Here is a 19,891-nt window from a genome sequence, read left to right as displayed (position 1 = left end):
GATCCGGGCAAGGCTGAAGGCTAGGCGACGCGCGCCGACTCGTCATAACCCCGTCAAAATGCGCGGTATGCCTGGCGGGGAATAGTGAATGTGATGGATTGCCGCTTTCGTGGGCGACGACGGCCCGGAGGTGGCTCGGAGGCACGCCTGCAATATCAGCTGACGCAAATACGGCCTATAGGGGTTGTCCCGTATGTCTCGGGGTCGACTTCGATATACTAGGGATAACCCTCGAATCGGGTCGTCAGCGTCCTTGCAGGTCGACGCAAGTGCGGCTCGGTACGCTTCTCATCGACGTTCCCTCTACCCTTAGCCTGAGCCCTTTTATGCAAGTCCTTGCTGATACGCTTTATCGCCAGTCGCCGAGCCGCCGTCCGGCTGTTGCCACCGACCTGACCCGCGACACAGACCTGTACGCCAGCATGGGCAACGGCCGTTCGCTGGCCGCGCGCGTGCGCGAATACTTTGCGCGCGGCTGGGCGCTGCATGTGGAGAATGCCCGCCTGGCGGCGCCCATTACCTGGCTCTGAACGCTTCAGAGCGCCGCCCCAGCCAGCGGACTCAGTACATCCCCGTCGCTTCCTTGAAGCGACCCAGCGTCCAGCCATGGCCGAGCAGCACCATGCGTGTGTGCAGGTCATCCATGACGGCTGCGCTGACCCGTTCGCCCAGATAGGTGAGCGTCTTGTGGCGCAGGTCGACATAGCCCAGCGTGTACCGGCTGCCCAGCGATTGCCACAGCGCGTGCGCGCCCGCGGACTGCCGGGCCCCGCTCAGCAGGCACAATCCACCATCGAGCGCCCAGCGGTAAAGGCCTGACGCCAGGCCGCGGCGCTGGTAAGCCGGCGCAAACTTCGTGTGGGGCGAACGCACCCACGGGTCGGCGCGACGGCCGACCTCGATCAGCCGGTTGAACACCGTATAGCCGGCAAGCCGGCCGCTGGCCACGTCTTCCACGTACACGAAAATCTCGCCGTCGGCCTCGCGAAAGCGCAGGCGCAGCCCCGGCAGCCCGCTGGGCTGGTCCGGCATCGCATGGAGCCGGTCGCCAGGGCAGCGCATGCGGTCATGCAGGGCGCCCAGTTCGTCTTCCACTTCGGCCCGTCCGGGGCTGACATCGATGCGCAATTCCAAGGCGCGTGCCAGTGCCTGCGCCGGACGGCGCAATGCGAAGGTCAAGGTCATGACGAGTACCCCCGCTCAGGCGTTGAGGGCGACGTACACGATCACGAGCGCCAGCATGGCGCAAAGGGTGCGGCGGTAGATCTGTGGCATGGCTTTCTCCTGGATGCACGATGGTTTGCGGCTGCCAACAGGGCAGCGGCATGCAAAGTGCCGTGCGGGAAAGCTCAGGTCGGGACGGGGGTCCGCCGAGCTGCCCGCACGGCCAGGAAAAGCACGGCCCGATGGGCCGGGGTCGCCGGCAAGCCGATGCGGGTGGCCATCGCCGGCGCGCACGCGGCCGCGCCATGCAGGGCATGGCGAAGCAGGGCGGTGGCGCGGAAAGGGCGTAGCATCGGCAAATAGATGGGGAGGAACCGGCGTGGCGGGGCGCGGCCGGGCAATGGGTCTTATCCCATAATTCTCCGTTCATGTCTATCCATTGTGCCGAGATCTGCGGTCAACAGCATCGATTTGGAGAGGAGGACGAGCGCATGGGCGACGAGTTACCGGCCACATCCTGCCGTCACATCGTAATTGTGAACACTGTCTACATATACTAGACTCGAAAGCACGCGCCCCGTGACGGGGCAATTCCGCAGGAGCCACGATGACTGCTACCAAGGCGCCGCATCCCGGGCCCCATTCGAAGCCGACTCCGGAATCCGGCCCGGCCATGCTGCTGGTCGCCACGATCAAGGGCGCGTGGTTCCTGACCAGTGATGCGGCCCGCCGCAATTGGACCCTGCGGGGGCCGGTATTCCTGGGGCATACCATCCATCACATCGTGCAGGACCCGCGCGAGCCCCGGCGCATGCTGATGGCCGCACGCACCGGCCACCTTGGCCCGACCGTATTCCGCTCCACTGACGGCGGCGAGAACTGGACCGAGGCGACGCGTCCGCCCGCCTTTGCCAAGGCGCCCGAAGGCGAGACCGGTCGCGTCGTCGACCATGTCTTCTGGCTGACGCCGGGACACGCGTCCGAACCGGGCACGTGGTACGCCGGCACGTCGCCGCAGGGGCTGTTCCGGAGTGCCGATCATGGTGCAAGCTGGGAATCCGTGACCGGTTTCAACGATCATCCGATGCGGCGCAGCTGGACCGGCGGCGAGCAGGACGGCACGCCCGATGGCCCCAAGCTGCATTCGATCCTGGTCGACCCGCGCGACCCGAAACACCTGTACATCGGCATGTCGAGCGGCGGCGTATTTGAAAGCACCGATGCCGGCGCCGACTGGAAGCCGCTGAACCGAGGCTGTGCCGCCAATTTCCTGCCGGACCCCGACGTCGAATACGGTCACGACCCGCACTGCGTGCTCCAGCATCCGGCCGCGCCCGACATCCTGTACCAGCAGAACCACTGCGGCATCTACCGCATGGACCGGCGCGAAGGAACCTGGAAGCGCATCGGCGACGCCATGCCGCGCGAGGTCGGCGACATCGGCTTCCCGATCGTCGCGCACCAGCGCGATCCGCGCACGGTGTGGGTATTCCCGATGGATGGCAGCGACGTCTGGCCGCGCGTGAGCCCCGGCGGCAAGCCCGCGGCCTATGTCACGCGCGATGCCGGCGAAACCTGGCAACGCCAGGACCGCGGCCTGCCGCCCGCGCAGGCCTGGCTCACGGTCAAGCGCCAGGCCATGGCGGCCGACGCGCAGGAACCCGTGGGCGTGTACTTCGGCACCACCGGTGGCGAGGTCTGGGCCAGTGCCGACGAGGGCGAACACTGGCAGTGCATTGCCAGCCATTTGCCGCACATCTACGCGGTGCAGTCCGCGCGGCCGGCCTGAGCGAGACCGGGCGATGCGCGTGCATATTGCCTCGCCGCTGCTTTCCTACACCGGCCAGCAGCCGGTGGTGGAGGCGCATGGCGGCAGCATCGGCCAGCTGCTCGAGGATCTCGACCGGCAATTTCCCGGCATGCGTTTTCGCATCGTCGACGAACAGGACAAGCTGCGGCCGTATATCCGCGTCTTCGTCAATCGCGTGCAGTGGATGCGGCTCGACGCGCCGCTGCACGACGAGGACGAAGTCCACATCCTGCAGGCACTGGCCGGCGGCTGAACGCCGCCGTGCCACGTGCGCCGCGCCCCGCGCCTTGATCTGGCGCGGGGCGCGCGCCTTAAATCCCCATCCCGCTTGCCGTTATCCAAGCATCGAACGTCTGCTGTCCGCCTGCCGCCAGGCCGCAGACCGGACCTACCGCAGCGGCAAACCAATCGGCCAATCGGCATGCAAGGGGAGCATCACATGAGCAGTTCGATGAGGGACATCGACGAGCGCACCAACCTGACCAACAACAACCAGTTCGAATTGCTGTTGTTCCGCCTGGGCGACGCCGAGCATTCAGGCCAGTCCGAACTGTTCGGCATCAATGTCTTCAAGGTCCGCGAAATCCTGGTGATGCCGCCGGTCACCACGGTGGTCGGCGCCGACCCGTCGATCCTCGGCATGGCCGACATCCGCGGCCAGGTGATTCCCGTGATCGACCTGCCGCGCCTGGTGGGCTGCAAGCCCGCAAACGGCCTGGGCATCCTGCTGGTCACCGAATACGCACGGTCTACGCAGGGGTTTGCCGTGGAAGCGGTCGAAGAGATCGTGCGGCTGGAATGGAACCAGGTGCATTCGGCCGAGGCCAGCGTGCGCACCGGCCACGTGACCAGCATCGCCAAGCTCGATGCCGGCACCGACCAGGCGCGCCTGGTGCAGGTGCTCGACGTCGAGCAGATCCTGCGCGACGTGCTGCCGTCGCGCCAGCCGGACGTCGTTCCGGAATCCGTCGGGCCGCAGCTTGCGCTGCCGCCAGGCACCAAGGTGATCGCCGCCGACGATTCGGCGCTCGCACGCGGGCTGATCGAGCAGAGCCTGAAGGCGCTCGGCGCGCCGGTGGTCATGACCAAGTCGGGCAAGGAAGCCTGGGAGCTGCTCGACAGCATGGCGACCGAGGCGGCCAGCAACGGCCGCTCGATCCACGACGAGGTAGCGCTGGTGCTGACCGACCTGGAAATGCCCGAGATGGATGGCTTTACGCTGACCCGCCGGATCAAGGCCGACAGCCGCCTCAAGGCCCTTCCGGTGGTGATTCATTCATCGCTTTCGGGCGAGGCCAGCGAGGAACACGTCCGCAAGGTCGGCGCCGATGCCTATGTGGCCAAGTTCGTGGCCAAGGAACTGGCCGAGACGCTTCGCAGCGTCCTGGTGCACTGAACCGGACCCGGGTTGTATCGCATCAGGCACAGAATCGCTGCCGGTGCAACCATTTCCCCACACCGGCGGCCTGCCTAGAATTTAGGCACTCCAGTGTTTCCCAGTCCCGGCGCGCCTTGTGCGGTTGTCAATAGGCCGGATATCCACTGTTCCTGTGGATAGTTTTCCCGGTGATTCGGCCGCCTCATCCAAAAGTATGAGGCGGCGCCGGTAACCACCGGGGGCACGGACGGCGGCGCCGCCCGCCGCGGGCCTATTTTGGCTGCGACACTACCCGGAGGTAGGGCTTCAGCGTCTTGAAGCCGTCCGGGTATTTCTTCCGGGCCTCCTCGTCCGACACCGAAGTCGGGATGATCACGTCTTCGCCCGGCTTCCAGTTGGCCGGCGTGGCCACGGCATGCTTAGCATTGAGCTGCAGGGCGTCCAGCAACCGCAGGACTTCATCGAAATTGCGGCCGGCGCTCATCGGGTACGCGAGCATCGCCTTGATCTTCTTGTCCGGCCCGATCCAGAACACGGAGCGGATGGTGGCGTTATCCACGGCCGTGCGCGGACCGCCGCTGGCTTCCGGATGGATCATGTCATAGAGCTTGGCCACCTTCAGGTCGGCGTCGCCAATCATCGGGTAGTTGACCGCGTGGCCCTGCGTCTCTTCGATGTCCTTGGCCCAGCGCGAATGGTCGCCGACCGGGTCGATGCTCAGGCCGATGATCTTGGTATTGCGCTTCTCGAATTCGGGCTTGAGGCCGGCCATATAGCCGAGTTCGGTGGTGCAGACCGGCGTGAAATCCTTCGGGTGCGAGAACAGGATGGCCCAGCCGTCGCCGATCCATTCATGGAAACTGATCGGCCCCTGCGTGGTTTCGGCGGTGAAGTCTGGAGCAACTTCGCCAATGCGAATCGCCATGATCGAACTCCTTGGTCTTGTGATGAAGGTGGGGAAACGGGCTGTCGCCCGCATGCCAGGCCCCTGCGGGCGCCTAGCGGAATACCAGCACGGGAATCGCGCTGTGGGTAAGGACCCGGTGCGTCTCGCTGCCGATCAGCATGGCCTGCAGGCCGCGCCGTCCGTGCGATGACATCACGATCAGGTCGCAATCTCTTTGCTGCGCCGTCTGCACGATGGCCTGCCACGGGTGATCGTCCGTGGCGGTGACGGTCTCGCATTGCACGCCCGCCTGCGTAGCCGCCCGGCTCAGTGCGGCCAGGAACTCGTCGGCATGGCGCGCGGTCTCCGCGGCGAAGGTCTCCCGGGTGTCCTGCAGGCTGGTCAGCCGGTAGGTCATCAGGTGGTACTGGGGAATCACATGCAGGCCCGTGACGCGGGCGCCAAGGCGTCCGGCAAAGGTCATGGCGCGCGCAATCATCGCGTCGGCGCGGGGCGAGCCATCCGTGGGAACCAGGAAGTGCTTGAACATCGTGTCCTCCGCCTGCCAGTCCACTGAAAGCCGGCGCGTTTCCGGCTGCACGCCCCGGTTCGCGCGGGCCACTCCAGTATAGGAATTGCCTGCCCGTCGCGACAGCCCTTCAGTGCGCTTTCCGGCATCGGTTCGCCGCCGCCGGACGGGCTCGCCCGGTGTAGCCGATGATTAACATACTGTTATCATCGGATGTGCTTATCGATTCTCCGTCGACGAAGGTGCCCCAATGATTGCGTTGCGCGAAGCATGGCAGGCTGGATTGTTCCGCCGCGGGAACTGGCTCTCCAATATCGTTGCGGGGGCCATCGTCGGCGTGGTGGCGCTGCCGCTCGCCATGGCCTTTGCAATGGCTTCGGGGGCCAAGCCGGAGCAGGGACTGTACACGGCGATCGTGGCCGGCCTGCTGGTCTCGGCGACTGGCGGCAGCCGGGTGCAGATCGCCGGGCCGACCGGGGCGTTCATCGTCATCCTGTCGGGCATCACGGCAAAGCACGGCATCGACGGCCTGCAGATCGCCACGCTGATGGCCGGGCTGATCCTGGTGGCCATGGGGCTGACGCGGCTTGGCAGCGTGATCCGCTATATCCCGGCGCCGGTGATCGTTGGCTTCACCGCAGGCATCGGCGTGATCATCTTCGTCGGCCAGTGGCGCGACTTCTTCGGCCTGCCGGCGGTCGCCGGCGATCATTTCCACCAGAAGCTCTGGCACCTGTTGCAAGTCTTGCCGCATCTGCATCCGGCCACCACGGGGATCGCGCTGCTGAGCCTGCTGCTGGTGGTTGGCACGCCGCGCGTACCCTGGCTGCGGCGCATTCCGGGGCCGCTGGTGGCGCTGGTGGCGGCCACCGCCATCCAGGCGCTGTTCCACTTCGATGGCGTGGCCACCATCGGCAGCGCCTTCGGTGGCCTGCCGCGCGGCCTGCCGGGGCTGTCGCTGCCCGAAGTCACGCTCGCGCGCGTGCTGGAACTGGCCGGGCCCGCCTTCACCATCGCCATGCTCGGCGCGATCGAATCGCTGCTGTCCGCCGTGGTCGCCGACGGCATGGCCGGCACGCGCCACGACTCCAACCAGGAACTGGTGGGGCAGGGGCTGGCCAACGTGGTCGCGCCGCTGTTCGGCGGCTTTGCCGCGACCGGCGCCATCGCGCGTACCGCGACCAATATCCGCAATGGCGGCAACAGTCCGCTGGCGGGCATCACGCACGCCGTGACGCTGGTGCTGGTGGTGATGTTCCTGGCGCCGCTGGCCGCCAATGTGCCGCTGGCCGCGCTGGCGGCGATCCTGTTCGTGGTGGCCTACAACATGAGCGAGCTGCGGCATTTCGCGCGCATGGTGCGCCGCGCGCCGCGGGCGGACGTGGCCATCCTGCTGATCACGTTCTGCCTGACCGTACTGGCCGACCTGGTGGTGGCGGTCAATATCGGCGTGATCCTGGCCATGCTGCAGTTCCTGCGGCGCATGGCGGAGTCGGTGGAGGTGTCGCGCCAGGATGCGCCCGACCTGGAGCACGAACTGTCGCGCGACGGCGGGGTGCCGTCCGGCCTGCCGGCCGGCGTGCTGGTGTACGGCATCGACGGGCCGTTCTTTTTCGGCGCGGTGGAGAACTTCGAGCGCGCGCTGATCCAGACCCATACCGATCCGCGTGTGCTGCTGATCCGGCTGCGCCGCGTGCCGTTCATGGACATGACCGGCCTGCAGACGCTGGAGGAGGTGATCGGCAAGCTCAGGCATCGCGGCGTGGCCGTGGTGCTGTGCGAAGCCAACGCGCGCGTGCGCCAGAAGCTTGCGCGCGCCGGCGTGCTGGCGGCGCTGGGGGAGGGGAACTACCAGGAAACGCTGGCCGAAGCGGCCGAGCGCTGCGCGCGGATCGCGCGGCAGGCATGACGACGGGCTCAGGCCTTGTCGGCCGAGGCCTTCTTGCGGCCGACGGCCTTTGGCTTGGTGGCGTAGTCGACGCCGTGCTGGGCGAGGTATTCGCGGATGAGTTGCCGCACCACTTGCGAGGGTGTCAGGTCCTGCGACGCGCACAGGGTCTCGAAAGCCTTCTTCTTGGCCGGATCGATCAGGATGGTGAGGCGGGCGGTCTTGGATTCCATGGAGGTCAGTCGCGATGCGCGGCGGCGATCGGAACCGCATTATATACAGGGCCAACGCAGCGCCAGATGCGCGTCCGGCAGTCTACAGTTCCTCTTCGATCGGCAGCATCCGCAGCAGTCCCTGCCCGAGATGCTGCAGCGCGCCCATGCCCGGCTCGCTGTCATAGGTGCGCAGCAGGCCGTTCTCGCGCGTCACCCATTCCAGGTGCGCGGCGTTGCCATCGGTGCCGGGTGCGAGCATGACCTTGTAGGCGACGTCCAGCAGCGCCTGGTCCAGGTCCTTGCCGAGCGCTTCGCACAGCGGCGCGCTGTCGACCACTACGCCCATCTCGGTATTGAGCCGGGCCGAGCGCGGATCCAGGTTGAGCGAGCCGACGAACAGCAGGTGCCGGTCCACCATATAGCTCTTCGCATGCAGGCTGGCGCGGCTTTTGCTGATCATGCTGCGGTGCGCGTGCTTGCCTTCATGCGCGATCTCGGCGTAGGCAGATGGCTTGAGTTCATAGAGTTCCACGCCGGCTTCGAGCAGGTCCTTGCGCCAGGGCGAATAGCCCGCGTGCACGGCACTGACGTCGGTGGCCGCGAAGGAGTTGGTCAGGATGCGCACCTTCACGCCGCGCTTTGTCATCTGCGCGAGCCAGTCCACCGACTTGCGGTCCGGCACGAAGTAAGGCGATACCAGCGCCAGTTCCTGTTGCGCGCTGCCGAGCAGCTTCGCCAGCTTGGGGATGGCATGGCTCGAATCGTCTTCGGGCGGCAGCGTGACCTTGGCCGCCTTGTCGGCGATCACCGCGGCATGGCCCCAGTACGCCGGAAGCTTGCCGCTTTCGAGTGCCTGTGCGAGGCCGGACGCCAGCAGGGCCTGCGAATACTCGCCGCCGCGCGCTTCGGCGACATGCTGGTCGAGGTATTCGCGTATGTCCTGCAATTGCGCTGCCGCGTCCTCTGGCGGCCTGGCCAGCGCACTGACGGGGTACGCGGCGGCACCGTTCCAGTAGTCGTCGAACACGGCCGAGACCTCGGGCACCACCGGGCCGGCCAGCAACAGGTCGAGATCCGTGAAGTCCGAGCCCTTGTCGGCCGAGAAATAGGCGTCGCCGATATTGCGGCCGCCGACGATGGTGGCCTGGTTGTCGGCCGTCATCGACTTGTTGTGCATGCGGCGGTTCAGCCGGCTGTAGTCGAAGGCCATCTGGGCCATGCGCAGGCTGCGTGCCGTGAACGGATTGAACAGGCGCACTTCGATGTTCGGGTGGTCGTCGAGCGCGGACAGGATGCGGTCCTGGCCGGACAGGTGCAGGTCGTCGAGCAGCAGCCGCACGCGCACGCCGCGGTCGGCTGCGGCGATGATGTCGGCCAGCAGCGTCTTGCCGGTCAGGTCGCCGTCGTAGATGTAATACTGCACGTCCAGCGTGCGCTGCGCGGCCCTGGCCAGGGCCAGTCGCGCCACCAGTGCGTCCGGGCCGCTGGCGAGCGGATAGAAGGCCGACTGGCCAGGGTGCGCGGACAGCAGCGGCGCCAGGGTGCGGCCCAGCAGCGTACCGGCCGTATCGGTGACCGCGTAGGAGGCGACGCGCGCGTCCTGCGGCGGCAGGCTGGCGCAGCCCGCCATGAGCAGTGCGGCCGCGAGCAGCGATGCCAGGCGATACAGCCAGCGGGAGGTCGGGCTAGGGAGCGGACTCGGGCGGTCATGGATGGCGGGCATCGCATCTCCTGGGCGGCCAGCCTCCTGTGTAGCGCGTTTTGCACGCGCGCGCCAGTCCTGCGGCACCTGCACTACTATCAAGGCGTAACCGGCAAGCGAACCACCCGTCAGGAGATCGACATGGACCAGGAAGCCTTCAACACGAGCATCCGCAAGTTCCTCAAGACCGTGGGGGTCAGTTCTCAGCGAGAGATCGAGCAAGCCGTGGCCGCCGCGCTCGACAGCGGCGAGCTGGCCGGCAACGAGATCCTGCCGGTGAAGATGACGCTGGAACTCGGCAAGCTGAAGCTGAGCGCGACGTTCGACGGCGAGATCCGCCTGGCCTGACCGCGCCGGCTATTCGGGCAGCGCCAGGTCGGCGATCACTGCGGCGAGGAAGCGCGCCGCCTCGCCGCCGGTGACCACGCGGTGGTCGAAGGTCAGGCTCAGCGGCATTACGCGGTGCACCGCCGGCACGCCGCCGGCGGCCACCACTTCGTCGCGGATGTGGCCGGCGCCGAGGATCGCCACGGTTGGCGGCACCACGATCGGCGCGGCATAGCGTCCCGCGATCATGCCGAAGTTCGACAGCGTGATGGTGCTGCCGCGCATCTCCTCGGGCGCGATCGTGCGCGCGCGGATATCGGCGCGCATGCGATCCAGCCCATGGCGCAGGTCGGCCGCGTCGCGGTTGCCCACGTTGCGCAGCACCGGCACGAACAGGCCCTCGGGCAGGTCCGCGGCAATGCCGACGTCGATCTTCTGCATCACGTGGCGCTTGCCGGTCTGGCCTTCGTACCAGGCATTCAGGCCCGGCTCCGCGCGGCAGCCGGCGACCAGCGCGCGCACCAGGCGGATGGTGACGTCATGCGCGCCCTGCCAGGCATGGATATCGGCATCGTCCATCACCGTTGCGGCGGCGACCTCGCTCTGCGCGCGCGCCATGTTCTGCGCCATCGCGCGACGCACGCCGCGCAGGACCTCGCCCGGCCCGGTTTCGGCGAGTGTCGACGCCACGCGCTCCACATCCGCGGCGGTGACCACGCCATCGGCACCGGACGGGTTTGCCATCGCCAGGTCCACGCCCAGGCGCCGCGCCAGCGCACGCACGGCCGGCGTCGCCTTGATGCCTGCGCCGCCCGCGCCGGGCGCGAGCGGCGTGGCCGATTCCGCCACGACGTGCGAGCCGACCTTGACCGCGCCGACCACCGTCCCCGCATCGGCATCATCGCCGGCGCCCTCGAAGCCCGCGAGCGGCGCGCCCAGGTGGACGATGTCGCCGGCCTGCGCAAACAGCTTGCCGATCGTGCCCGCGTAAGGCGACGGAATCTCGACGATGGCCTTGGCGGTTTCCACCGACAGCAGTGGCTGGTCGACGGCCACGGTGTCGCCGGCCTTCACATGCCACGTCACGATCTCGGCCTCCTGCAGGCCTTCGCCCAGGTCGGGCAGCTTGAACACTCTCATGGTTGCGTCCCCGGATTTTCGTCCCAGATCGGTCAGGCGGCCAGCGCCTTGCGCACGGCATCGACGATGCGCGCCACGCTCGGCAGGTAGGTATGCTCCAGCCGCGACAGCGGCACCACGGTGTCAAAGCCGGTCACGCGCTGCACCGGCGCCGCCAGCGAGTACAGGCCGGCATCGGCGAGCCCCGCGGCGATCTCCGCGCCGAAGCCCGCCGTGCGCGGCGCCTCGTGCACGATCACGCAGCGGCTCGTGCGCGCCACCGATTCGAGGATGGTCTGCATGTCGAGCGGCTTGAGCGTGGCCACGTCGATCACGGCGGCGGACACGCCTTCCTCGGCGAGCTGGTCCGCCGCGGCCAGCGTTTCCTGGAGCATCGCGCCCCAGCTCACCAGCGTGACATCGCTGCCTTCGCGCAGCGTGAAACAGGCATCGAGCGGCAATGCCGCGCCATCGTTGACGACCTCCTGGCGAAACAGCCGGTACAGGCGCGTCGGCTCCAGGAAAATCACCGGGTCGGGGTCGTTGATCGCGGCCAGCAGCAGGCCATACGCGCGCGCCGGCGACGACGGGATGACCACGCGGATGCCCGGCATGTGGGCGAAGATTGCCTCGGGGCTTTCCGAATGATGCTCGGGCGCGTGAATGCCCGCGCCGAACGGCGAGCGCACCACCAGCGGACAGCCCAGCCGGTTGCGCGTGCGGTGCCGCATGCGCCCGGCGTGGTTGATGATGTTGTCGATGGCCGGATAGATAAAGCCGGTGAACTGGATCTCGGCCACGGGCTTGAGCCCCATCGCCGCCATGCCGATGGCCGCGCCGACAATGCCGGATTCGGCCAGCGGCGTGTCCAGCACGCGCTGTGGCCCGAAGCGCGCCTGCAGGCCGACCGTGGCGCGGAACACGCCGCCGTTCACGCCGATGTCCTCGCCCAGCAGCAAGACGTCGGGATCGTGTTCCAGCGCGTAGCCCAGCGCCTGGTTGACGGCCTCGACCAGAGTGATTTCAGCCATGATGCGCGCGCCTCAGTTCGGGTTGGGCTGATGCGGCGCGGCGTAGCGCCGTGCCGTCGCCAGCTGTTCCTGCAACGCCGCCGGCATGGTGGCGAACAGGCAGTCGAACATCGCGGCCGGGTCGGGCGGCGGCAGCGACAGATACGCTTCCACGGCCTGCGCCACCTGTTGCGAGCATTCGCGAACCAGTGCCTCCTCGCGCCCCGCGTCCCAGGCGCCAAGCTTGACCAGGTGTTCGCGCAGCCGCAGCAGCGGCTCCGCCTGCCAGTGCGCCTTGACGGTCGACTCGTCTCGGTAGCGCGACGCATCGTCGGCCGTGGTGTGATCACCCAGCCGGTAGGTGACGGCCTCGATCAGCGTGGGTCCGTCGCCGGCCCGCGCGCGCTCGATCGCCTCGCCCACGCGGTGCCGCACGGCGACCACGTCGTTGCCATCGATCTGCTCGCCCGGAATGCCCGCCGCGATCGCCTTCTGCGCCAGCGTATGCGCGGCCGTCTGGCGGCTGCGCGGCATGGAGATGGCCCACTGGTTGTTGCTCACGACGATGACCAGCGGCGCATGCCACGCGCCGGCCATGTTCATGCCCTCGTAGAAATCGCCCTTCGAGGTGCCCCCATCGCCGAGCATGCAGACCGCTACGCGCGGTTCGTTGCGCAGCAAGAAGGCATAGGCCACGCCCGCGGCATGGCAAACCTGCGTGCCGATCGGCACGTTGTTGCCGAAGTCATGCGGCGCCGCCGCAAAGCCGCTGCCGCGTTCGTCGCCGCCCCAGTACAGCAGGCTCTCGGTCATGCTGACGCCGCGCACAAACTGCGCGGCATGTTCGCGGTAGGACGGCACCAGCACGTCCTCGCGGCGCATGGCGCTGGCCACGCCGACGCCGATGGCTTCCTGTCCGAGCGCCGAGGCGAACGTGCCGATCTTGCCCGTGCGCTGCAACGCAATGGCCTTGAGGTCGAACTGGCGGGTCAGCACCATGGCGCGGTACAGCGGCAGCAGCGCGTCCGGATCGGTGGCGAATGGCGGGAGAGGGGAAGAAGAAACCGGGGATGCGCCCGGCGGGTCCAGGTATCGTGTGTAGCCGATGTCAAAGCTCGCAACCGTGCCCATGTGGGAGGCCTCCGATGTGCGTGTCAGGGATCCCGCGCTTCCTTGTGGGACAGCGGGACCGCGTCGGGTTGCTATGAGTTTAGGGCATCGGCGCGCGCGTGGGGGACGGAAAGCGGCGCTTGTGTTACTCCGGGCGCAGAAGCGTGATGGGATCGCCCATGCCGTGCTGCAGCAAGCGCAGCCTTTAAAAACAAGAAAGGCTCCCGATGGGAGCCTTTCCATACTGGCTGCGTTCAGCCCATCCGCTTACTTCTGGTAAGCCGGCGGCACGAAGCCCGCGAAGCGCTGCTGCGCCACGGTCTTGAACTCGGCCGACTGGTAGGCGTCGCGGATGTCCTTCACGAACGGCTTGTTCAGGTCCGCCGTCTTCACCGCCACCAGGTTCATGTAGTAGTCCGGAATCTTCTCGAGCGCCAGCGCCGAGGTCAGCTTAAGGCCGGAGGCCAGCGCGAAATTGCCGTTGACGAAGCCATAGTCCACGTCGTCGAGCGAGCGCGGCAGTTGCGCGGCTTCGAGCTGGATCAGCTTGAGCTTGTGCGGGTTGCTGTCGATGTCTCGCTCCGAGGCGCGGATCATGTCCGTGCCCGGCTTGAGCGTGACCCAGCCGATCTGCTGCAGGATGGTGATCGCGCGCGCGAGGTTGCTCGGATCATTGGGCAGCGACACCGTGGCGCCGGCCTTCACTTCGGTCAGGGCCTTGTGCTTGTTGCTGTAGATGCCGATCGGCGCCGTGGGCACCTGGACCACTTCGGAGAGCTGCAGCTTGCGGTCGGCCGAGAACTTCTTCAGGTAGGCCACGTGCTGGAATGCGTTGGCGTCGATCGCGCCATCGGCCAGCGCCAGGTTCGGCTGCACGTAGTCGCTGAACTCGACGATGGTCACCTTGTAGCCGCGCTTTTCCAGCACGGGCTTCACGCCATAGCGGATCTGGTCCGCGTACGGGCCGGCCGTTGCGCCAAAACGGATTTCCTTCTTGTCCGGATCGGCAGCGGCCGCCGCCTGCATCACGCCAACTGCCAGCACGGCTGCGAACAGCCGGATCCCCTTGCCGATCTTCATCAAAGCTCCCCGTTTGGAATAGCGCAGCCATCGGGCTGCATGGTCGGGCCATTGTAGGGAAAGGCAGACAAGGAAGGAACGAGTGTTTCGTCATGCCCATATGCCGAAAGTACATATGGGGAGCGGCGCACGATGCCGCCCGCAGGGCCGCGTGCCCCATGCGGGGACGCGCGGTCGCGCCATCCCGCTCAGGCAGCGTTCAGCGCGCGGTCTAGGTCCTCGATCAGGTCGTCGATATGCTCGATGCCGATCGACAGGCGCACCATGTCCTCGCTCACGCCGGCGGCCTTGAGTTCATCGGCGTTGAGCTGGCGGTGCGTGGTCGAAGCCGGGTGCGTGGCCAGCGACTTGGCATCGCCGATGTTGACCAGGCGCGTGAACAGTTGCAACGCGTCGAGGAACCGCGCGCCGCCTTCGCGCCCGCCGGCCTTCAGGCCGAACGACAGGATGCCCGGCCCGCGGCCGCCGAGGTACTTCTGCACCAGCGCGTGGTCCGCGTGCTCCGGCAGGCCGGCGAAGTTGACCCAGTCCACCTTGGGGTGCTTCTGCAAATGCCTGGCGATGGCCAGCGTGTTTTCGGTGATGCGATCGAGGCGCAGCGCGAGCGTTTCAATGCCCTGCAGGATCAGGAACGCATTGAACGGCGACAGCGCCGCGCCGGTGTTGCGCAGCGGCACGACGCGTGCGCGGCCGATGTAGGCCGCCGGGCCCAGCGCTTCGGTGTAGACCACGCCGTGGTACGACACGTCGGGTTCATTCAGGCGCTTGAAGCGCGCCTTGTGCTCGGCCCACGGGAACTTGCCGCTGTCGACGATGGCGCCGCCCACGCTGGTGCCATGGCCGCCGAGGTACTTGGTCAGCGAATGCACGACGATGTCCGCGCCGTGCTCGAAGGGCCGGCACAGGTATGGCGAGGGCACGGTGTTGTCGACGATCAGCGGCACACCGTGGTTGTGCGCCACGCGCGCAATGGCTTCGATGTCGACCACATTGCCGAGCGGGTTGCCGACCGATTCGACGAACACGGCCTTGGTGCGTTCGTCGATCAGGTCGCCGAAAGCCGCCGGGTTGCGGCCATCGGCGAAGCGCGTTTCGATGCCCGATTGCGGCAGCGTGTGCGCGAGCAGGTTATAGGTGCCGCCGTAGAGCTGGCTGGACGAGACGATGTTGTCGCCGGCCTCGGCGATGGTCTGGATCGCGTAGGTAATGGCCGCCATGCCCGAGGCCAGCGCCAGCGCGCCGACGCCGCCTTCCAGCGCGGCCAGGCGCTGCTCCAGCACGTCGTTGGTCGGGTTCATGATGCGGCTGTAGATGTTGCCGGGCACCTTCAGGTCGAACAGGTCGGCGCCGTGTTGCGCGCTGTCGAACGAGTACGCGACGGTCTGGTAGATCGGCACCGCAACGGCGCGCGTGGTGGGGTCGGACGAATAGCCGCCGTGGACGGCAATGGTTTCAAGTCTCATGATCGGGTTGTTCTTGGTCGGGTGCTGGAGCGGCATGCGCGAGGAAGATGCCGGATGAAGCCGCAGCGTACGTTGCGCCGGGCTTGCGCATGGTAGCAGCACAGGATGTCCGAGGCCACGCGCGGCAAAGAACCAAATTGCATTTGCATATGCGCGGCCCTGCGCAGCTGCCCTGTCATAATCGTCTTCATGCAGGCGACGCGGGCTCGGGGTATGACGCCACGTCGCGCACCATCGGGGTTCACAGCAGGGAGCGTGCAAATCATGAAAGTCGCAGTGATGGGCGCCGGGGCAGTCGGTTGCTACTACGGCGGGATGCTGGCGCGGGCCGGCCACGAGGTGGTGCTGATCGCCCGGCCGCAACACGTGCAGGCCATCGAGGCGCGCGGCCTGCGCCTGGAAACGCAATCGTTCGACGAGCAGGTCAGGGTATCGGCGAGCACCGAGGCGAGCGCGGTGCAAGGCGCGGATCTCGTGCTGTTCTGCGTGAAGTCCACCGACACGCAGGGCGCGGCGCTCGCCATGAAGCCGTCGCTCGCGCCGGGCGCGCTGGTGCTGTCGCTGCAGAACGGCGTCGAGAATGCCGACACGCTGCGCGGCCTGCTGGAGCAGGAGGTGGCTGCGGCGGTGGTTTATGTGGCCACCGAGATGGCGGGCCCGGGACACGTCAGGCACAACGGGCGCGGCGAACTGGTGATCGAGCCGACCAGCCAGGGTGAGCGCCTCGCCAGCACGCTGGCCGCGGCCGGCGTGCCGGTCGAGACCTCCGGCAATGTGCGCGGCGCGCTGTGGGCCAAGCTGATCCTGAACTGCGTGTACAACGCGCTATCGGCGATCACGCAGTTGCCGTATGGCCGGCTGGTACGCGGCGAAGGCGTGGAAGCCGTGATGCGCGATATCGTCGCGGAATGCCTGGCGGTCGCGCAGGCCGACGGCGTGATCCTGCCGCCGGATACTGCGCTGGCGGTGAGCCGCATCGCGGAGACCATGCCCGCGCAGACGTCATCGACCGCGCAGGATCTCGCGCGCCGCAAGCGCAGCGAGATCGACCATCTCAATGGCCTGATCGTGCGCCGCGGCGATGCGCTCGGCATTGCCGTGCCCGCCAACCGGCTGCTGCACGCGCTCGTGCGTCTGATCGAAGACAAGCAGCAGGCCGGCTGATCACCGCTTCGATCGCGGGGCGGTCCATGTCAAGACATGGATATGCGCTGCCCGCATAAGCGGCAGCGATTTCGTTCGTTGACCGCCCCAATCGGCGTTCCCTACAGTGCAAGGCTCGTACCCGCTCACCGAGCCTGCCATGACTGCAAATCTCCATAGCGGCCAGCCGAGCCGCCGGTCCTACGTACCGCAAGCCCCAGCGGTCGCGGATCGCTTCCGCATCCGTCCGTTCGACGCACCGCTCGGTGCCGAAGTGATCGGACTGGATCTGTCGCAACCGTTGTCCGCCGGCGATTTCGCGCGCATCCATCGCGCGCACCTCGACTATCACGTGCTGGTGTTCCGCGACCAGCGCATCACGCCGGCGCAGCAGGTCGCCTTCAGCCGCCGCTTCGGCCCGCTGCAGATCCACGTGCTGAACCAGTTCCAGCTGCCTGGCCATCCGGAGATCCTGGTGGTGTCGAACGTGGTGGAGAACGGCAAGCCGATCGGCCTGGGCGATGCCGGCCACTTCTGGCATTCCGATCTCTCCTACAAGGACAAGCCGAGCCTTGGCTCGCTGCTGCATGCGCGCGAGCTGCCCGCCGAAGGCGGCGACACGCTGTTTGCCAACATGCACCTGGCGTGGGATACGCTGCCGCGCGCATTGCAGCGTGCCGTCGAGGGCCTGCAGGCCGAGCACACCTATCTCGCCCGCTATGCAGAACTGCAGGCGCGCAGCCCGTGGCGGCCCGACCTTACCCCGGAGCAGGTCGCGCAGGTGAAGCCGGTGCTGCAGCCTGTCGTGCGCACACACCCGGAAACCGGACGCAAGGCGATCTTTGTCAGCGAGCATTTCACCACGCGCATTGCCGGCCTGCCTGAAGACGAGAGCCGCGCACTGCTCGACCAGCTGTTTGCGCACAGCACGCGGCCCGCACATGTGTATCGCCATGCCTGGCAGGAGAACGACCTGGTGTTCTGGGACAACCGCTCGCTGCTGCATCTTGCCTCGGGCTGTCCGGCCGAACTGCGTCGCGTGATGTATCGCACCACCATCGAAGGCGACGTACCGCGTTGAGCGCGGTGGCGTAGCCGAAGGTCCTTCCGCTTCATCTTATTCCGGAGTTATCCGCATGTTCCCCTCCCGCTTCACCGCGCGTGCCCGTCGCTGGCCGCGCAAGCTGGTGTTGCTCGCCCTCGGCGCAGGCCTGGCCGGAACCGGTGCCGCGCATGCCGAAGGCAAGCTGCGCATTGCCGAGCAGTTCGGCGTGGTCTACCTGCTGCTCAACGTGGCGCGCGACCAGCAGCTGATCGAAAAGCACGGCAAGCAGCAGGGCGTCGACATCAAGGTCGAATGGACGCAGCTGTCCGGCGGTGCGGCGGTCAATGACGCGCTGCTGTCCGGCGCCATCGATATCGCCGGTGCCGGCGTCGGTCCGCTGCTGACGCTGTGGGACCGCACGCTCGGCAAGCAGAACGTGCGCGGCGTCGCGTCGCTCGGCAACTTTCCCTACTACCTCGTCAGCAACAACCCGAAGGTGAAGACGATTGCCGACTTCTCCGAGCAGGACCGCATCGCCTTGCCGGCGGTGACGGTGTCCGTGCAGTCGCGCGTGCTGCAGCTTGCCGCCGCGAAGCAGTGGGGCGACAAGGCGTTCAATCGCCTCGACAAGTGGACGGTGGCCGTGCCGCACCCCGATGCGACGGCCGCGATCATTGCGGGCGGTACCGAGATCACCGGGCACTTTGCCAATCCGCCGTTCCAGGAGCAGGAGCTGGCGGGCAATCCGAATGCGCGCATCGTACTGAATTCGTATGACGTGCTCGGCGGCCCGAGTTCGGCGACCGTGCTCTACGCGACGGAAAAATTCCGCAACGAGAACCCGAAGACCTATCGCGCGTTTGTCGATGCGCTCGCCGAGGCGGCGAAGTTCGCCAGCGCGAACCCGGAAGCCGCTGCGGACCTGTACATCCGCGTGAACAAGGCGAAGATCGATCGCGCGCTGCTGGTCAAGGTGCTGAAGAACCCGCAGGTGCAGTTCAAGGTGACGCCGCAGAACACCTTCGTGCTTGCCGACTTCATGCACCGCGTGGGCGCCATCCGCAACCAGCCGAAATCCTGGCAGGACTATTTCTTCCAGGACCCGGCCACCGCGCAGGGCAGCTGACATGGCGACGCACAACCTGCGCGTCGTGTCCGACCGTGGCGCGGCGCGCGGCCCGCTGCTGCAGGTGGACGGCGTGTCGCTGGAGTACCGCACCGACGCACGCATCGTGCGCGCGACGCACCGCGTGAGCTTTGACGTGCATGCGGCCGACCGCTTCGTGCTGCTGGGTCCGTCGGGCTGCGGCAAGTCCACGCTGCTCAAGGCCGTGGCGGGCTTCGTGCCGCCTTGCGAGGGCGAGATCCGGCTCGACGGTGAACGCGTGCAGGCGCCGGGGCCGGACCGCATCGTGGTGTTCCAGGAATTCGACCAGTTGCCGCCGTGGAAGACGGTGCGCGAAAACGTGATGTTCCCGCTGCGGCAATCGCGCCGCATGTCGCGTGCGGAGGCCGATGAACGCGCGATGCATTGCCTCGACAAAGTCGGACTCGCCGGCTTTGCCGACGCGTATCCGCACACGCTGTCGGGCGGCATGAAGCAGCGCGTGGCGATTGCGCGCGCGCTGGCCATGCGGCCCAAGGTGCTGCTGATGGACGAGCCATTCGCCGCGCTCGACGCGCTGACGCGCCGGCGCATGCAGGAAGAGCTGCTGGCGCTGTGGGACGATGCCGCGTTCACGCTGATGTTTGTCACGCACTCGATCGAAGAGGCGCTCGTGGTCGGCAGCCGCATCCTGCTGCTGTCCCCGCACCCGGGACGCGTGCGCGCCGAACTGAACAGTCATCAGTTCAGCCTGGCCAGCCAGGGAAGTGCAGAGTTCCAGGCGGCCGCGCAACGCATCCACCAGATGCTGTTCGACGTGCCCGCCGACGCCGTAGCGACACAGGCGCCGCATGAGCTCGCCGCAGCGCGCCAATACTCAGGGAATCCAACATGACTGTCTCCATCGCCGCACCACG

At 67.2% G+C, this 19,891-nt stretch carries 20 protein-coding genes; 10 read left to right on the top strand and 10 right to left on the bottom strand.

The annotated features are described in order from the left end of the window. The first annotated feature begins 326 nt into the window (after positions 1-326). Positions 327-530, top strand: coding sequence for a hypothetical protein (locus AC3FKH_RS23490; RefSeq protein ID WP_488678191.1), 204 nt, complete (start codon positions 327-329; stop codon positions 528-530). Between the two features lie 31 nt (positions 531-561). Here AC3FKH_RS23490 and AC3FKH_RS23485 read toward each other — a convergent pair whose 3' ends face one another. After that, complete coding sequence (locus AC3FKH_RS23485) at positions 562-1,185, bottom strand: N-acetyltransferase (RefSeq protein WP_488678190.1); 624 nt, start codon at positions 1,183-1,185, stop codon at positions 562-564. Positions 1,186-1,771: 586 nt separating this feature from the next. Here AC3FKH_RS23485 and AC3FKH_RS23480 point away from each other — a divergent pair. The 3 genes from AC3FKH_RS23480 (at position 1,772) to AC3FKH_RS23470 (ending at position 4,370) form a co-directional block, all read left to right on the top strand. Next, positions 1,772-2,953, top strand: a complete 1,182-nt coding sequence (locus AC3FKH_RS23480; protein ID WP_488678189.1) for a glycosyl hydrolase — start codon at positions 1,772-1,774, stop codon at positions 2,951-2,953. Between the two features lie 13 nt (positions 2,954-2,966). Continuing rightward, positions 2,967-3,227 (top strand): MoaD/ThiS family protein, encoded by a 261-nt coding sequence (locus tag AC3FKH_RS23475; protein ID WP_483713264.1) that lies wholly within the window; start codon positions 2,967-2,969, stop codon positions 3,225-3,227. 186 nt (positions 3,228-3,413) lie between these two features. Further along, positions 3,414-4,370 carry a chemotaxis protein gene (locus tag AC3FKH_RS23470; protein ID WP_488678188.1) on the top strand — a complete coding sequence of 319 codons (957 nt, stop codon included), beginning with the start codon at positions 3,414-3,416 and terminating at the stop codon, positions 4,368-4,370. 253 nt (positions 4,371-4,623) lie between these two features. Here the strand turns inward: AC3FKH_RS23470 and AC3FKH_RS23465 are convergent, their stop codons facing one another. Together AC3FKH_RS23465 and AC3FKH_RS23460 are read right to left on the bottom strand one after the other, a co-directional pair. Then, positions 4,624-5,277, bottom strand: coding sequence for a peroxiredoxin (locus AC3FKH_RS23465; protein WP_488678187.1), 654 nt, complete (start codon positions 5,275-5,277; stop codon positions 4,624-4,626). 73 nt (positions 5,278-5,350) lie between these two features. After that, positions 5,351-5,788 carry a universal stress protein gene (locus tag AC3FKH_RS23460; RefSeq protein ID WP_488678186.1) on the bottom strand — a complete coding sequence of 146 codons (438 nt, stop codon included), beginning with the start codon at positions 5,786-5,788 and terminating at the stop codon, positions 5,351-5,353. Positions 5,789-6,017: 229 nt separating this feature from the next. Here AC3FKH_RS23460 and AC3FKH_RS23455 point away from each other — a divergent pair, with 229 nt between their 5' ends. Then, on the top strand, positions 6,018-7,676 hold the full coding sequence (locus AC3FKH_RS23455) for a SulP family inorganic anion transporter (protein WP_488678185.1): 1,659 nt from the start codon (positions 6,018-6,020) through the stop codon (positions 7,674-7,676). An 8-nt stretch (positions 7,677-7,684) separates the two neighbouring features. On the opposite strand, the gene AC3FKH_RS23450 is transcribed toward AC3FKH_RS23455, so the two are convergent. Beyond that, positions 7,685-7,888: a CopG family transcriptional regulator gene (locus AC3FKH_RS23450; protein ID WP_483733613.1), complete on the bottom strand. Its 204-nt coding sequence runs from the start codon at positions 7,886-7,888 to the stop codon at positions 7,685-7,687. An 82-nt stretch (positions 7,889-7,970) separates the two neighbouring features. After that, on the bottom strand, positions 7,971-9,593 hold the full coding sequence (locus AC3FKH_RS23445; RefSeq protein ID WP_488678184.1) for a phospholipase D family protein: 1,623 nt from the start codon (positions 9,591-9,593) through the stop codon (positions 7,971-7,973). 120 nt (positions 9,594-9,713) lie between these two features. On the opposite strand from AC3FKH_RS23445, the gene AC3FKH_RS23440 reads away from it, so the two are divergent. Beyond that, entirely contained in the window at positions 9,714-9,920 is a 207-nt protein-coding gene (locus AC3FKH_RS23440) for a DUF6494 family protein (RefSeq protein ID WP_483733615.1), read from the top strand. A gap of 9 nt (positions 9,921-9,929) precedes the next feature. On the opposite strand, the gene AC3FKH_RS23435 is transcribed toward AC3FKH_RS23440, so the two are convergent. The 5 genes from AC3FKH_RS23435 to AC3FKH_RS23415 form a co-directional block, all read right to left on the bottom strand. Next, positions 9,930-11,039, bottom strand: coding sequence for a dihydrolipoamide acetyltransferase family protein (locus tag AC3FKH_RS23435; RefSeq protein ID WP_488678183.1), 1,110 nt, complete (start codon positions 11,037-11,039; stop codon positions 9,930-9,932). A 32-nt stretch (positions 11,040-11,071) separates the two neighbouring features. Next, a complete protein-coding gene (locus AC3FKH_RS23430) occupies positions 11,072-12,049 on the bottom strand; it encodes an alpha-ketoacid dehydrogenase subunit beta (protein WP_488678182.1) in 978 nt (325 codons plus the stop codon). Positions 12,050-12,061: 12 nt separating this feature from the next. Next, a complete protein-coding gene (pdhA, locus tag AC3FKH_RS23425) occupies positions 12,062-13,159 on the bottom strand; it encodes a pyruvate dehydrogenase (acetyl-transferring) E1 component subunit alpha (RefSeq protein ID WP_488678181.1) in 1,098 nt (365 codons plus the stop codon). Positions 13,160-13,405: 246 nt separating this feature from the next. Further along, positions 13,406-14,218 carry a MetQ/NlpA family ABC transporter substrate-binding protein gene (locus AC3FKH_RS23420; RefSeq protein WP_488678180.1) on the bottom strand — a complete coding sequence of 271 codons (813 nt, stop codon included), beginning with the start codon at positions 14,216-14,218 and terminating at the stop codon, positions 13,406-13,408. Positions 14,219-14,406: 188 nt separating this feature from the next. Further along, the gene (locus tag AC3FKH_RS23415) at positions 14,407-15,681 is read right to left on the bottom strand and encodes an O-acetylhomoserine aminocarboxypropyltransferase/cysteine synthase family protein (protein WP_488678179.1); all 1,275 of its coding nucleotides are present in this window, start codon (positions 15,679-15,681) and stop codon (positions 14,407-14,409) included. Between the two features lie 264 nt (positions 15,682-15,945). Here AC3FKH_RS23415 and AC3FKH_RS23410 point away from each other — a divergent pair, with 264 nt between their 5' ends. The 4 genes from AC3FKH_RS23410 (at position 15,946) to AC3FKH_RS23395 (ending at position 19,869) form a co-directional block, all read left to right on the top strand. Then, entirely contained in the window at positions 15,946-16,845 is a 900-nt protein-coding gene (locus tag AC3FKH_RS23410) for a ketopantoate reductase family protein (protein ID WP_488678178.1), read from the top strand. 139 nt (positions 16,846-16,984) lie between these two features. Continuing rightward, positions 16,985-17,905 (top strand): TauD/TfdA dioxygenase family protein, encoded by a 921-nt coding sequence (locus AC3FKH_RS23405; RefSeq protein WP_488678177.1) that lies wholly within the window; start codon positions 16,985-16,987, stop codon positions 17,903-17,905. A gap of 55 nt (positions 17,906-17,960) precedes the next feature. Continuing rightward, positions 17,961-18,995 carry an ABC transporter substrate-binding protein gene (locus AC3FKH_RS23400; RefSeq protein ID WP_488678175.1) on the top strand — a complete coding sequence of 345 codons (1,035 nt, stop codon included), beginning with the start codon at positions 17,961-17,963 and terminating at the stop codon, positions 18,993-18,995. A gap of 1 nt (position 18,996) precedes the next feature. Next, positions 18,997-19,869, top strand: coding sequence for an ABC transporter ATP-binding protein (locus tag AC3FKH_RS23395; protein ID WP_488678174.1), 873 nt, complete (start codon positions 18,997-18,999; stop codon positions 19,867-19,869). The last annotated feature ends 22 nt before the right edge of the window (positions 19,870-19,891 follow it).

The sequence above is a fragment of the Cupriavidus sp. 21MJTG02-4 genome (assembly GCF_057798975.1).
The sequence above is the reverse complement of the archived record's forward strand: the minus strand, read 5'-3'. Positions and strand labels throughout refer to the sequence as shown.